At 74.4% G+C, this 14,392-nt stretch carries 11 protein-coding genes; 3 read left to right on the forward strand and 8 right to left on the reverse strand.

The window, feature by feature from the left end; all coding sequences use genetic code 11:
• Positions 1 to 3: 3 nt before the first annotated feature.
• The 3 genes from OG625_RS12485 to OG625_RS12495 form a co-directional block, all read right to left on the reverse strand.
• Positions 4 to 5,061 carry an SAV_2336 N-terminal domain-related protein gene (locus tag OG625_RS12485; protein ID WP_329379328.1) on the reverse strand — a complete coding sequence of 1,686 codons (5,058 nt, stop codon included), beginning with the start codon at positions 5,059 to 5,061 and terminating at the stop codon, positions 4 to 6.
• Between the two features lie 33 nt (positions 5,062 to 5,094).
• Positions 5,095 to 6,156, reverse strand: a complete 1,062-nt coding sequence (locus OG625_RS12490; RefSeq protein WP_329379331.1) for an AAA family ATPase — start codon at positions 6,154 to 6,156, stop codon at positions 5,095 to 5,097.
• A 94-nt stretch (positions 6,157 to 6,250) separates the two neighbouring features.
• A complete protein-coding gene (locus OG625_RS12495; protein ID WP_329379333.1) occupies positions 6,251 to 8,338 on the reverse strand; it encodes a VMAP-C domain-containing protein in 2,088 nt (695 codons plus the stop codon).
• A gap of 161 nt (positions 8,339 to 8,499) precedes the next feature.
• Here OG625_RS12495 and OG625_RS12500 point away from each other — a divergent pair, with 161 nt between their 5' ends.
• Complete coding sequence (locus OG625_RS12500; protein ID WP_030709801.1) at positions 8,500 to 8,688, forward strand: DUF6104 family protein; 189 nt, start codon at positions 8,500 to 8,502, stop codon at positions 8,686 to 8,688.
• Between the two features lie 113 nt (positions 8,689 to 8,801).
• Here OG625_RS12500 and sodN read toward each other — a convergent pair whose 3' ends face one another.
• Positions 8,802 to 9,197 (reverse strand): superoxide dismutase, Ni, encoded by a 396-nt coding sequence (gene sodN, locus OG625_RS12505; protein ID WP_030709803.1) that lies wholly within the window; start codon positions 9,195 to 9,197, stop codon positions 8,802 to 8,804.
• Positions 9,198 to 9,369: 172 nt separating this feature from the next.
• Between sodN and sodX the strand changes: the two genes are divergently transcribed.
• The gene (sodX, locus tag OG625_RS12510; protein WP_329379335.1) at positions 9,370 to 9,792 is read left to right on the forward strand and encodes a nickel-type superoxide dismutase maturation protease; all 423 of its coding nucleotides are present in this window, start codon (positions 9,370 to 9,372) and stop codon (positions 9,790 to 9,792) included.
• Here sodX and OG625_RS12515 read toward each other — a convergent pair.
• On the reverse strand, positions 9,696 to 10,325 hold the full coding sequence (locus OG625_RS12515; RefSeq protein WP_329379337.1) for a CGNR zinc finger domain-containing protein: 630 nt from the start codon (positions 10,323 to 10,325) through the stop codon (positions 9,696 to 9,698). The two genes, sodX and OG625_RS12515, sit on opposite strands and share 97 nt — an antisense overlap.
• An 82-nt stretch (positions 10,326 to 10,407) precedes the next feature.
• On the opposite strand from OG625_RS12515, the gene OG625_RS12520 reads away from it, so the two are divergent.
• Complete coding sequence (locus OG625_RS12520; protein ID WP_329379339.1) at positions 10,408 to 11,238, forward strand: class I SAM-dependent methyltransferase; 831 nt, start codon at positions 10,408 to 10,410, stop codon at positions 11,236 to 11,238.
• 62 nt (positions 11,239 to 11,300) lie between these two features.
• Here the strand turns inward: OG625_RS12520 and OG625_RS12525 are convergent, their stop codons facing one another.
• The 3 genes from OG625_RS12525 to OG625_RS12535 are packed head-to-tail and all read right to left on the reverse strand — an operon-like array spanning position 11,301 to position 14,011.
• A complete protein-coding gene (locus OG625_RS12525; protein WP_329379341.1) occupies positions 11,301 to 12,065 on the reverse strand; it encodes an amino acid ABC transporter ATP-binding protein in 765 nt (254 codons plus the stop codon).
• On the reverse strand, positions 12,065 to 13,009 hold the full coding sequence (locus OG625_RS12530; protein WP_329379343.1) for an ABC transporter permease subunit: 945 nt from the start codon (positions 13,007 to 13,009) through the stop codon (positions 12,065 to 12,067). Before OG625_RS12530 ends, OG625_RS12525 begins: the two co-directional genes overlap by 1 nt.
• A 39-nt stretch (positions 13,010 to 13,048) precedes the next feature.
• A complete protein-coding gene (locus OG625_RS12535; RefSeq protein ID WP_329379344.1) occupies positions 13,049 to 14,011 on the reverse strand; it encodes an ABC transporter substrate-binding protein in 963 nt (320 codons plus the stop codon).
• Between the last annotated feature and the right edge of the window lie 381 nt (positions 14,012 to 14,392).

Raw genomic sequence — 14,392 nt, forward strand, 5'->3', positions numbered from 1 at the left:
TGCTCAGAGGTCTGCTTCCAGGGCGCGCGTGCGGGTGCGCAGGGCCTCGCGCCGCTCCTCATCGGCGCCGATGCCGGCCGCGGGGCCGGTCCTGGGGCCGGTCCCGAGCCGCCTCCACAGGTCCAGGGCGGAGCGGTACGCCTCCAGGGCCGCCCGGGGGCGCGCCAGCCGCTCCAGCACCTCCCCGCGCAGCTCCTGTACGCGGGCCGCCAGCCGGACGGCGGCGTCCGCGCGCTCCGCCTGCTCGACGCGGCGGGCGGTCTCGTCGGCCCGGTCGGCCCGGTCGGCCCCGTCAGTCCCATCCGCTCGGTCGGCCCGGTCGGCCCGGTCGGCCTCCAGGGCGGCCCGCCAGGCCCGGCGGTAGGAGTCCGCGGCCCGGTCGAGGCGGTCCGGGGCCCGGGTGTGGGCGTGGAGTTCCTGCTGTACGTCGCCGTGGTCCCGCAGGGCGCGGGCCCGGTCGAGGGCGTTGCGGGACTGCCGGGCGGCCAGTTCCAGCAGGTGCTCCGCCTCCAGCAGGTCCACCGGGTCTCCCTCGTACGCGTGCCGCAGCCGCAGCCCGGTGGCGAGGCGCCGCAGCCGGTGCGCGGACCCGGGGTCGGACTGCGGTACCGCCGCCCGGCTGTCGCGCAGTACGCGTACGGCCGCGCCGGTGAACCGCCGCCCGTCGGCGGCCCGCGCCCGGTCCAGGAGTACGTCGCCCCATTCCGGCAGCAGCTCCCCGAAGACTTCCGCGTCGCGGGGGATCAGCCGCCGGGCCCGGCCGTACGCCTCGGCGGCGTCCTCCAGGGCCACCGGGTCGGCGTCCCGTGCGTACCGTGCCCGGTGCACCCTGGCCAGGCACACCAGGGCGGTCACCCGCAGCTCGGCATCCCCGCCGGCCTCCTCCAGGGCCGTCCCCAACTGCCCGGCCGCCTCCTCCAGCCGCCGCGGCAGGTACCGCAACGCCCCGGCCAACTCCACCCGCAACCACGCCACTCGCCGCCGCCACTCCGGGGCAGCCCCCGAACCCCACCCAGCCCCCTCGCCCACGGAGCCCGGCCCGCCGGAACCCGGCCCACCGAACGCCCCCGCAGGGCCACCGGCGCGGGCCTGCCCGCCACCCTCGACCCCGCCCCCATCCCCGGGGCTCCGCCCGCCGGTCCGGCCCACGGGGGCAGCGGCTCGGTCGCCCGCGCCACCCGAGCCAGGCCCGCCGGACCCGCCCGCAGGGCCGCCGGCGCGGGCCTGCCGGCCACGCTGGGCCCCGGCCTCATCCCCCGGGCCCCGCCCGCCGCTCCCGCCCGCAGGGCCATCCACTCCGTCACTCACGCCGCCCGGGCCAACGCCCGGACCCCCGGAACCAAGGCCACCCGGCGCCCCCACAGGAGCATCGGCGCGCGTCTGCCGGCCGCTCCGGGCGCTGGCCCCATCACCCGGGCCCCGCCCACCGGGTGCGCCCTCAGAGTCATTGGCGCGCGCCTCCAGGCCGCCCCCTGCGCCGGCCCCATCACCCGCCCCCCGCCCACCGGGCCCGCCCGCAGGGACGGCAGCGCGGTCGCCCGAGCCGCCCAAACCGACGCCCGGAGCCCCGGAACCCGCCCCACCCGGCGCCCCCACAGGAGCATCGGCGCGCGTCTGCCGGCCGTCCTCGGCCCCGGCCCCTTCCGCCGGCCCCCGCCCAACGGACCCGCCCGCAGGGCCATCGACTCCGTCGCCCGTGCCGCCCGACCCGATGCCCGGAGTCCCGGAACCCGGTCCACCGGGTGCGCCCGCGGGGTCGGCGTCGGCTGCCGGCCGGCCGGGCGGGCGCGCGGGCCCGGCTGCTGGACCCGGGCCCAGGACACGCGCCTCGGCGTCGCCCGCAGGGCCGTCGGAGGCGTCACCCGGGCCGCTCCGGCCGACGCCCGAGGCTCCGGAATCCCGCCCGGCAGGCCCACCCGCTCGGGCGGCTTCGCCTCCGCCTCCCGAGCGGGGGGCCCGCGCGCCGGGCTCGGCCGCAGGGTCGGCGGGGCGGCCGTGCGGGCTCCCCGGGGCGGCGCCCGGTGCTCCGGAGTGCCGTTGTTCGGGGGTACGGGTGGCTGCGGGGCCGCCCAGGAGAGCCGTCAGGGCGGCGGTCAGGCGGGCTGCAGCCTCCTCCGCCAGGGGCGTGCGGTCGGCGGGGGCCCGGGTGTGGGGCAGGAGGGCCAGCAGGACGCGACCCAGGGCCAGTTGGATCTCCGGGTGCGGGAGCGGGACCGGAACCGGAGCCAGGCCCGGCGTCGGGGCGGCGCCCGGGGGCGACCCCGGGGCGGGGCCCGAGGTCGGGGCGGGGGCCGAGGTCGGGGCGGGGGCCGAGGTCGGGGCGGGGGCAGGGGCCGGACCTGGGGCAGGGGCCGGACCTGGGGCAGGGGCCGGACCTGGGGCAGGGGCCGGACCTGGGGCAGGGGTTGCGCCTGAGGCGCGAGCCGGACCCGAGGCGGGAGCCGGACCCGGAGCTGTGGCCGGACCCCGGGCGGGGGCCTGATCCGGGACCGGAGCCGAACCCGGGACCGGGGTCGGAGCCGGACCCGGGACCGGGGTCGGAGCCGGACCCGGGGCGGGGGTCGGGTCAGGAGCCGGGGCGGGGGTCGGGTCAGGAGCCGGGGCGGGGTTCGGGTCGGGAGCCGGACCCGGGGCGGGGACCGGGCCTGAGGTCGGGCCCGGCTCGGGGACCGGGGCGGGGACCGGGGCGGGAGCCGGACCCGGGGCGGGGACCGGGCCTGAGGTCGGGCCCGGCTCGGGGACCGGGGCGGGGACCGGGGCGGGGACCGGGGCGGGAGCCGGGCCCGGGGCGGGGACCGGGCCCGCCAGGGGGGTGAGGGTGGCGCGGGCCTCGTGTAGGGGGGCCGGGTCCTCGTGTAGGGCGCTCAGTCGGATCAGGGCCTCGGCCCGCCGGACCGCGCAGTCCCGGCGCAGCCGCGGGTCCGCCGCGGCTGCGCCCGCCGCGGTGAACTCCCGGTCCGCCGCGACCAGTAGCTCCGCGTCGGGCGCTCCCACCAGGGCCCGTTCGTACAGCACCCGGCCCCGGACGGCCCGCGCCGCCGCCGTCCGCATGCCGGTGAGGGCCCGCTCCGCCTCGGTGAGCAGCTCCGGGTCCCGCTGGGCGGCCCACAGCCGCAGCAGTGCCCCCGCCAGCTCCGTTTCCGCCTCCTCCGGCGGGTCGCCGGGTCCGGCCGGGGCCGCCACGGCCCGCCGCAGCACCGCCACGGCCTCGTACAGCGCCCTCGCGTCCCCGTCCCCGTCCGCCAGCCGGTCCCGCGCGGCCCGCACGGCCCGGGACCGCTCCGGCAGCGGCGCCGGCTCCCGGCCCGCCGCCGGGTCCTCCTCCGGGATCCCCGGCAGGTAGCGCCGTACGACCCTCGCTGAGACCTCGGCGAAGGCCTGCGGGAGCCGCCCCGCCGGAACCCCGGCCCCGGACCCGACTCCGACCCCGGCCCCCTCCACCCGGCCCTCCGCCACCGGCGCCCCCGTGAGCTGCGAGACGGCGAGCGCGGGGAAGTTCCGTACGCCCCGCCCGAAGTGCGCCAGCACGTACTCCGAGCAGTGCTTGAGCACCAGCGCCGCCTCGTCCCGCCCCAGTGGCCCCAGCAGCACCTCCTGCACCCCCTGCCCGAACTCGTACCACTGCCCGGACTCCGGCCCGCTCCGCCGCAGCAGCCCGCTGAGCAGTACCTCCGCCAGGTCGGACGGCTCCGAGTCCGGCAGCATCGTGCGCTGCACCAGCCGCATCACCGGCAGCGCGAGCGGCGCCGCCGACAGGTACACGGCGAGCTGGACGGCCCGGGGCGCGGCCGAGGACCGGAACCGGGCCACCAGCTCCCGCGGTGGCCGGGCGACCCTCGGCAGCGGCGCGGGCGCACCCGGATGGTCGGCCAGCACCCGGCCCACCTCGGCCGGCACCGCCCCGCTGCCCAGCCCGGCGACGAGGCGGGCCCACGCCCCGAGGGCGGTCGCGCTCGGCGGCAGCACCGGCACGGTCAGCCCTCCCGTGGGCCGTCCGGGCAACGGCGGCCGATCCGACCGGAACCGCAGCTTCCCACCGGCCCCCTCGACCCGGGCGAGCGTGCCCCGCTCGGTCGGCAGCCAGCTGCGCCCCCACAGCCGCTGCGGCAGCGGCTGCACGACCACGCACGGGGTGCATTCGGCCCACCGGTGCAGGAGCCGCTGCGCCGCGCCCTCGCGCCACATCGGTCCGGCGCAGTCGGAGACCACCATGGTCAGCGCCCGCCCGGTCGGATCGCGCAGCTGGTCCCCGGAGCGCAGCCCGGCTCCGGCGACGGGGCCGCGCCCGAGCACCACCGTGCCGTCCCCGAGCCGGTGCAGGTAGTGCACCTGGACGTCCCGGAAGGCACCCAACCGCTCGCACACGGCGCGCAGTTCCTCGAACATGTCCTGCCAGACCGCCATCGAGGGCGAGGCGTCCATCACCAGCCGTACGGTCGCCTCGCGCCTGCTCTCCGGCCTGAGCACCGGGATGACCAGCCCGAGGGCCCGGGCGCTGGCCTCGGCGGTGGCCGCCTCGTCGAGCACCCTGCGGGTGGGCGGGGCGGGCGGCCGGTGCCGCTGGAGGGCGCGCAAGGCCCGCTGGATGTCGAGGATGCGCGGCAGCGCGGCCGCGCCCGGCACCCGTACGGGCACGCCGGACTCCCCTGAAAACCCAGCCCCGTTCGCACCCTCCGCCTCCGTCGCCGCCTCCGCCTCCGCCCCCGCCCCCGCTTCCGCTCCGGCGGGCCGGTGCGCTCCGGGCGCGTAGAGCCTGACCCGGTCCTCGGCCTCCGGTTCCACCTGCTCGGGCTCCACCGGAAGCGGCCCGACCGGCTGCTCCCCGGCCTCCGCCTCGGCCCCGGGCGCCGGAGCCCGTACGGCGGCCGGCTCGGCCCCCTCCGCCGGCTCCGGCCCCTCCGGCCCGTCCGTCCCCTCGGCCGCCGGCCGCCGGATCCGCCCGGCCAGCCACAGTGCGTCGGCGATCTCCTCGGCGGACGGATCGAGCCCGGCCGCGCCCAGCAGCGCGGCGAGTTCGCGGATTCCGGGCGCGGCGGGATCAGAGGCGGCGGGCTCAGGCACGGCAGGCACAGGAGGCACGGCAGGCACGGCCGGTCACCTCGGGCGGTCGAGGCGCTGGATGAGCAGGTCCGCGAGGTCCTCCCGGGTGGGCGGGGCAGCGTAGTGCGTGAGGTAGACGGCGTTGAGCAGCTGGTCGGCGGCGACCAGCTCCGACTGGGAGCGGCTGAGGAACTCCCTGATCAGGTCGGCCCCCAACCGGGCGGCCTCTTCCCCGAGGTGGGCGCGGACCATGGTGGCGAGCCGCTTCTCACCGGGCTGGCCCAGCTTGAGCTGGATGCAGCGCCGCAGCAGGGCGGCCGGGAAGTCCCGTTCGCCGTTGCTGGTCAGGATGATGAACGGGAAGGCCCGGCAGCGCACCCGGCCGCCCCGGACGGTCACCTTCGCCCCGTCGTCGGTGAGCACCCGCACCTCGGGCTCGGTGTCGGCGACCCGTTCCAGCTCGGGGAGGGCGAACTCCCCTTCCTCCAGCACGTTCAGCAGGTCGTTCGGCAGGTCGATGTCGCTCTTGTCCAGCTCGTCGATGAGCAGCACGCGGGGCCGCTCGGTGGGCAGCAGGGCCGTCCCGAGCGGCCCGAGCCGGATGTACTTCCCGATGCCTGGCGCACCGCCCGGACCGCCACCCGGCCCGCCGTCCCGCCCGCCCCCGCTCGCCGCGATCTGCACGTCCTGGAGGCGCGCGAGGGCGTCGTAGCGGTACAGCCCGTCCTGGAGCACGGTCCGCGACACCACCGGCCAGCGCAGCACCCGCCCCAGCTTCAGCTCGTGGGCCACGGCGTGCGCGAGGGTGGACTTCCCGGTGCCGGGGAAGCCGGTGACGAGCAGCGGCCGCCTCAGGTACAACGCGGCGTTGATGGCTTCCAGTTCCTCGGGCTCGGGCCGGTGCAGTTCGGCGGCCTGCCGGTGCGCCCCGAGCCGCCGCGCGATGGCCCCGTCGGTCGCCCCGGCCCCCGAGGCCATACCGTCCGGCCCGTCCGCGCCGTCCGGCTCCGCCACCGGACCGCCGTCGAAGTCCCGCCACGGCGGCGGGTCGGGCAGCGCGTCGATCCCGTCATGGGGCTCGCCGACACCTCGGTAGATGAGCCACTCGTCGTTCATGGACGCCCCCTGATCGAATCCCTCATCGAACCCACGCACCGAACCCACTCGTCGAACCCACCCATGGAACCCGCGCGTCGAACCCCCGGCGCCGTCACAGGTCGCCCTGCAGAGGTTCGTCGTCCGGCAGCGGCCGCGCCGGGTCCTCCCACACCAGTCCCGATCCCGCGGCCCAGTACGCGTCCGGGTCCGCCTCGTACATCCGCCTGCGCAGGGCCCTCAACCGCTGCGGCAGCGCCTCGCCCCCGCCGGCGTCGGCCAGTTCCTCCCGTTCCCCGCGGTGGAAGGGCGCGCACGGAGCCCCCGGGTCGGGCGGGGGCCGCCGGATCACCACGACCCCGTACCCGAGGTCCCGTACGGCGTGCAGCGAGCCGAGGGCGGGGTCCCGTTCCGGTGCCCGGCAGTGCACGGGGACGGTGTTGTCCGGGAGCCCGGCCAGCCACTGCGGCGACGGGCCGCGCGGGCGCCCGCGCACGCAGTCGGCGCGTTCGTCGAGGAGCGGGCCCGCCAGCACCCTGGCCCACCGGGCGGCCGCCCCGGACGTCGGCGGCCGGCTGCCGGCCGCCCAGCGGAACACCACCGGCCGCTGCGCCCCGACCGGCACCCCGCCGACCAGCCGCCAGTCGTCCACCGCCACCCCGAACAGCTCGGGGTCGACGGCGACTTCGAGCACGGCCGCCGCCCCGTCCGTGTCCGTACGCCGGAAGGCCTCCGCGAGCGCCGCCCGCAGCGCCTCGGGCAACTCCCGCAGGCAGGTCCGTACGCCCGAGTCGACGGGCGTCACCCGCCCCGGATGCGGCGGGCCGGCGAGCACCGAGACCCGCCAGTCGTAGACGCCCGCCTCCCAGGCGTGCGCCCACAGCTCCAGCAACACCGAAGACCCGGCCTGCGGGCCGCCGCCCGGTCCGCGGGCGGCGGCCCCCGGGCCCCGCACCGTCCGCCGGGCCGTGGCGCGCAGCCGTTCCTCCCGGTCCAGCAGGCCCCGCTCGCGGCGCTCGCCCAGCTCCCGCCGCTGCGGGCGCCACAGCCGTACGGCCGCCGCCCGGGTCCAGTCCCACAGCTCCTCGTCCGCGCCGGGGGCGGGCGGCTCGCGGTAGTCGGCGACGCTCACGTCGGTGGCGTAGCGGAGCATCGCCGCGGCCTCCCCCGCCCCGCCCGGCGGGTCGTACAGCATCCCCACCCCGTCGCGCCAGCTCAGCGGGGCCGGCGGATGCGGATCCGGCTCCTCCCCGCGCGCCGCCTCGACGAGGGCGCGTACGACCTCGGAGGAGCCGGGCGGGGGCAGTTCGGCGAGCAGCCCGAAGAGCGTGGTGCGTTCCCCGGGAGCGAGCCGGCCGCGCCCGCCGTACGGGTCGCCGCCGGCCGGCGCGGCGAGCTCGTCCTGTACGTCCGTCCAGGTCCGGCGGGAGTCCAGGTCGCTGAGGTGCTCGTCGTAGTGGTGCAGGTCGTGGGCCTGCACGACGCGGTGGTAGAGCCCGCTCTGCCCGTGCCGGCCGCTCGGCAGGGTCCGCAGCTGCACCACGGACACGGCGAGCCCACCGCCGCCCGTGTGCCGGCGGGCCTTGACGACGCCGACCACCTCGCCGCGTACGAGGTCCACCACGGGGCCGCCGGACATGCCGGGCTCGATCTCGTCGTCGTCGCCGAGCCGGATGGCCGCGCCGTTGCCCGCGCTGCCGCGCAGCCGGGTGGTGCGCCCGGTGATCTCGGGGGTGCCGAGGTCCTCGGTGCACCCGAAGTAGGCGACCTCGTCGAAGCGGGGCCTGGAGCGGTCGGTCAGCCAGACGCAGGCGTGCGAGACGGGCGCGAGAACCTTCACGAGCGCCAGGTCGGGCAGGTCCCACAGGGCGCCGCGCGCGGGGCGCCGCTCGTCCAGCCGCTCGGGCAGCACGCACTCCACGCGCCCGACGACGGTCCCGGTCGCACCACTGCCCCCGGAGGGGAAGGTGATGCCGACCTCGCGCCCGGTGATGCGCATGGTGGCCCCACCCCCTTCGCCGACCACGTGCGCGCACGTCAGGACCCAGCCGGGGGCGATGAAGAAGCCGCTCCCCCAGGTGGTCCCGGGCCCAGGGGACCCATACCCGCCCGGGGGCGCGTGGACGCGTACGGTCGCCGCCAGAACGAGGGGTTCGAGGAGCTCGAAGGCGCGCGCGGATCCGCCCGTGCGCCCGTCCGTCATCCGCGCCCCCCGCTCGTGAGGCGTACAGGCTAGCCCCGGGCGCACCAAGGGCGGGAGGTCCGCGGCAGCCCACGGATTATCCTGGCGTGAAACCCCCCATGGACACCCATGGATCCCATGGATCCGTGGACACCCCGGACACCCTGGACACGGAGCTCGACTTGTACTTCACCGATCGCGGCATCGAGGAGCTGGAGAAGCGGCGCGGCGAGGAGGAGGTCACCTTCGAGTGGCTCGCCGAACAGCTGCGCACCTTCGTCGACCTGAACCCGGACTTCGAGGTCCCGGTGGAACGCCTGGCCACCTGGCTGGCCCGCCTGGACGACGAGGACGACGACGCCGACGAGTGAGCGGGCGCACGGCCTGCAACGGCAACGAGAACGGCCCGGCTGCCACGGAGGCAGTCGGGCCGTTCTCGTTCGCGCGCTGACGGGCAGCGCGCAGGGATGCACAGGGCGCCGGATCAGGCCGCCTTGGTCTCCCAGAAGATGCGGTCGATCTCGGCGATGAGCTCAAGAGCCTTCGCGCCGGTCGCCGGGTCGTTCGACGCCTTGGCGGCCGAGAGGGCCTTCAGGGTGTCGTTGACCAGGGTGTGCAGCTGCGGGTACTTCTCGAAGTGCGGGGGCTTGAAGTAGTCGCTCCACAGCACCGAAACGTGGTGCTTGGCGAGCTCGGCGCGCTGCTCCTTGATGGTGATGGCGCGCGCGCGGAAGTCGGCGTCGTCGTTGGCCTGGTACTTCTCCTGCACGGCCTTGACGGACTCGGCCTCGATGCGGGCCTGGGCAGGGTCGTACACGCCGCACGGAAGATCGCAGTGGGCGGAGACCTTCGCCTTGGGGGCGAAGAGGCGGGAAAGCATTGGAGTGTGTCCTCCTCGTGATCGTCTTCTCAAGGGGGAGATTACTCGCTGGGGAACCGGATTTCGCGGGCGCCCCCATGGGCTTAGGACAAAAGTCCATGGGCTCGGCCGGACCGGTGAGCGAACGTACGGGACCGTGCGGCAGCATGCCGGGGTGACGAGGAGGACACGGATGGTGGAGAACACGCGCCCGCGGAAGCAGTTCGGGGTGGCCGAGGTGACGGGGCCGTCGATGGCGCCCACGCTGCTGAACGGCGACCAGCTGCTGGTCCGCTACGGGGCCCGCGTGCGGCCGGGCGCGGTGGTCGTGCTGCGCCACCCCTTCCAGCAGGACCTGCTGGTGGTCAAGCGGGCCGTGGAGCGACGGCCGGGCGGCTGCTGGTGGGTGCTCGGCGACAACCCGTACAACGAGACCGGCGACAGCACCGTCTACGGGCCGGTGCCCGACGAGCTGGTGCTGGCGACGGCGGTCCTGCGCTTCCGGCCGCGCGAGGAGGGTCAGCGCTCGCTGAGGGCGCGGCTCTCCTGGGCGGTTTCGGCGGTGCGCCCGCTCTGGGCGGAGGCCTCGGCCTCCAGTCGCTTGCGGGCGCGGTAGGCGGCGACGTTGGCGCGGGTGGCGCAGCGGTCGGAGCAGTAGCGCCGGGAGCGGTTGGTGGAGGTGTCGAGGTAGGCGTTGCGGCAGGGCGGGGCCTGGCACAGGCCGAGGCGGTCGGGGCCGTGCTCGGTGAGGTGGAAGGCCAGGCCGAAGGAGGCGATGGCGGCGTAGCCGGCGGAGGCGTTCGAGGGGTGGTCGGCGAGGTGGATGTGCCAGTCGGGGCGTCCGGTGTCGTCGAGGGTCTCGTGGCCGGATACCTGGGGGCTGACGGGGAACTCCATGAGCAGGGAGTTCAGCAGGTCGACGGCGAGGACGTGGTCGCCTCCGTCGGCGGCCTCGAAGACGCTGCGCAGCCGGGCCCGGACGTTGCGGAAGCGGGTGACGTCGGTGTCGGTGACGCGGCGGGCCATCTGCTGGCTGGCGCCGAACAGGGCGCGGACGGCGTCCACCGAGGTGAGCGAGTCCTTGTTGCGGGCCGGCTCCTCGGTGTTGACCAGGCGCACGGCGAAGTCCGAGTAATGGGCCAGTTCCACTTGTAGTCCTTACGGATGCGAATTAATGTCTCTCGTAACAGCTGAGACGTCTTCGAGGGTATTACGTACGGAGGGGTTCGTGATGGCGAATACGACGGATACGGCGGCCACGGCGGATGCGGCAGGTCCGACGGGCACGGCTCCGAGTGCGGCGGAAGCGGCTATCGGCACCGGGGACTGGCAGGCCTGGCAGGACAGCTGGGACCGGCAGCAGGAGTGGTACATGCCCGACCGCGAGGAGCGGTTCCGGGTGATGCTGGACATGGTCGAGGCACTGGTCGGCCCCACCCCCCGGGTACTTGATCTCGCGTGCGGTACGGGAAGTATTACGGACCGCGTCCTCAAGCGGTTCCCGGGTGCCACCAGTACGGGCGTCGATCTCGACCCGGCGCTGTTGACGATCGCCGAAGGCCACTTCTCCGGCGACGAGCGCGTCACCTTCGTGACCGCCGACCTCAAGGACCCCGACTGGCGCGCCGCGCTCCCCCACGACACCTACGACGCGGTCCTCACGGCCACCGCCCTGCACTGGCTGCCCAGCAAGGACCTGGCCGTCCTCTACGGACAGCTCGCACCACTGGTGGCCCCGGGCGGGGTGTTCATGAACGCCGACCACATGCCCGACCCGGCCACCCCGCGCATCGACGCCGCCGAACACGCCCACCGGCACGCCGGCATGGACCGGGCCAAGGCGGCCGGGGTGGCGGACTGGCGCGAGTGGTGGGCCCTGGCGGCCGCCGACCCGCTGCTCGCCGAGCCGACGAAGCGGCGCTTCGAGATCTACGGGGAGCACGCCGACGGCGACACCCCCTCCGAGACCTGGCACGCCCGAACGCTCCTCGACGCCGGGTTCGCGGAGGCCCGTACGGTCTGGCGCTCGCCCTCGGACGCGCTGGTCCTAGGTCTGAAGTAGGAACCCGAAAACGGCTGAGGGCGGTACGGGAATCCGTACCGCCCTCACTCCTGCGAGCCCTGTTACAGGACCTTGGAGAGGAACGCCTTCGTCCGGTCGTGCTGGGGGTTGCCCAGTACGTCGCGCGGGTTGCCGGACTCGACGACCACGCCGCCGTCCATGAAGACGAGGTTGTCGCCGACCTCGCGGGCGAAGCCCATCTCGTGGGTGACCACGATCATGGTCATGCCCGATTCGGCGAGGTCCCGCATGACGTCGAGGACGTCACCCACCAGCTCCGGGTCGAGCGCCGAGGTGGGCTCGTCGAAGAGCATCAGCTTCGGCTCCATGGCCAGCGCGCGGGCGATCGCCACGCGCTGCTGCTGGCCGCCGGAGAGCTGGGTGGGGTAGTTCCCGCCCTTGTCACCGAGGCCCACGCGGTCCAGGAGGCGTACGGCGCGCTCGCGCGCCACCGCCTTGGACTCGCCCTTGACCATGACCGGGGCTTCCATGACGTTCTCTATGGCCGTCATGTGCGGGAAGAGGTTGAAGCGCTGGAAGACCATGCCGATGTCCCGGCGCTGGGCCGCGACCTCGCTGTCCTTCAGCTCGTAGAGCTTGTCGCCCTTCTGGCGGTAGCCGACGAGGTTCCCGTCGACGTACAGCCGTCCGGCGTTGACCTGCTCCAGGTGGTTGATGCACCGCAGGAAAGTCGACTTGCCGGAGCCGGACGGGCCGACCAGGCAGAACACCTCACGCGGGGCGACCTCCAGGTCGATGCCCTTGAGGATGTGCGCCGCACCGTAGGACTTGTGGACGCCCTCGGCCTTCACCATGGCAGTCGTCATCAGGCCACCGCCTTGCGGTTCGAGAAGCTGGACAGTTTCGCCTTGATCTTCTGCAACGGCGTGGGCGGCAGCGAGCGGAGCGAACCGCGGGCGTAGCGCCGCTCCAGGTAGTACTGGCCGACGCTGAACACGCTGGTCAGGGCGAGGTACCAGATCGACGCGACGAAGAACATCTCCATCACCGCGAACGACGTGGACGCGATGTCCTGGGCCGCGCGCAACAGGTCGAAGTACTGCACTGCGACGACGAGCGACGAGGTCTTGAGCATGTTGATGAACTCGTTGCCCGACGGCGGCACGATCACCCGCATGGCCTGCGGCAGCACGACGCGGCGCATGGTCTGCATCCGGGTCATGCCGAGCGCGTGCGAGGCCTCGCTCTGGCCCTCGTCGACCGACTGGATGCCGGCCCGGACGATCTCCGCCATGTACGCGCCCTCGTTGAGGCCGAGACCCAGGAGGGCGGCCAGGAAGGGCGTCATGACCTGGGTCATCTCGTCCTTGTAGAACCCGAGGTTCAGGACCGGGAAGATCAGGGCGAGGTTGAACCAGATGAGCAGCTGCACGTACACCGGGGTGCCGCGGAACAGCCAGATGTAGAACCAGGCGATGGTGCTGGTCACCGGGTTCTTCGAGAGCCGCATCACGGCGAAGAGGACACCGAGCACCAGGCCCAGGGCCATCGAGGCGATGCTGATCCAGATCGTGTTGCCGACACCACGGAGGATGGTGGGGTCGAACAGCTTCTCCGGAACGGTCGCCCAGCGCACGTTGTCGCTCTGCCCGAAGGCGTACACGAGCGTCACGAGGAGGACGATGGCCACGACGGCGCTGATCCAGCGGCCGAAGTGGCGGACCGGGATGGCGCGGATCGCCTCGGGCGGGACGGCCCCGGCCGGCGGGGTGTCCGCCGGGCCCGGGACCTTGTCGAGCTTGTCAGTCACAGTGACTGCCCTTCAGAGTGCTGCAGTGGTGCGCGGAGATCAGGAACCGGCGTTGATCTTGGCTTCGGTGACGGCACCGGAGCCCGCGTTCCACTTGTCCAGGGCGGCCTTGTACGTGCCGTCCTTGATGATCGCGTCGAGGGCGGCCTTGAGGGCGTCGCGCAGCTCGGTGTTCTTCTTGTCCACGGCGATGCCGAAGAGACCGGCGTCGGTCGGGTTCGCGATGGCCTCGAAGTCGGCGCCGCCGCCGGCGGTCTGCGCGATGTACGCGGCGACCGGGGAGTCGTTCAGGTCGGCGACGGCGCCGCCGGCCTTCACGCGGGTCTGGGCCTCGGCGTCGGTCGGGAAGGACTCGATGGCGATCTCGCCCTTGCCGGCCGTCTTGCACTTCTCGGACTGGTCCTTGGCGGACGTCTCGTACGTGGTGCCGCGCTGGACGGCCACCTTCTTGCCGCACAGGTCGTCGAGGGTCTTGATGCCCTCCGGGTTGCCCTTCTTGACCAGGATGCCGGTCGAGGAGGAGAAGTAGTCGACGAAGTCGACACCGGCGCCGGTCTTGGCGCCCTTGTCGTCCAGGCCCTCCTGGCGGGCCTTGGTGTCGGTGAGCGAGGACATGACCACGTCGCTGCGGCCCGTCTGCATGCTGCCGATCAGGGTGTCGAAGGTGCCGGACTCGAACTTGAACGTCACGCCGAGCTGCTTGCCGAGCGCCTCGGCGATGCCCGGGTCGACACCGACAATCTTGCCGCCCTCGGTGAACTCCATCGGGGCGTAGGTCGCGTCCGTGCCGACCTTGATCACACCGGCGTCCTGGATCTTCTTCGGGAGCTTCGAGAAGAGCGGAGCCGCGCTGTTGTTCGCCTGGCCCGACGGGGTCGTGGAACCCTTGTCGGTCTGGTCGCCACAGCCGGTGAGGACCAGGGCGCCGGCGACCGCGATCGCGCCGACCGCGGCGATCCGGGACCGTGCGGCGGTCGTACGACGGGTGGTGCTTGCGGTCATGGCTTCGTTCCTCCGGCTGATGGAAAAGGATCGAGAGTCGGTCGAACACGCACCATCGAGTGTCGCGACCTTGTGTGATTACGGCATCTTGCCATTCGGACTGAGACATTCAGGCAGCCCGTCAGGTCAAAATCGCATAACGGGCGACCTGACTGACCCAACAGGACTGCGGGACATGGCCACCGATGCCGCAGATACTGCTGTGACCAGCGGTTTCGACGGCAGTTTCTACGGAGCGTCTCGCCTACCGGACAACAAGGTTTGGACTTTTAGCCAAAACCATGACAGAAGGCCTACAGTCGAGACGGAATCGACTCGTCTGGGTGAGTGTTCTTCCGGTAGAACAGATCCTTACACCCCTCATCCGGGGCTCAGGGCGCG

Origin of the sequence: Streptomyces sp. NBC_01351 (assembly GCF_036237315.1) — a bacterium.
In the GTDB taxonomy this organism is placed as follows: domain Bacteria; phylum Actinomycetota; class Actinomycetes; order Streptomycetales; family Streptomycetaceae; genus Streptomyces.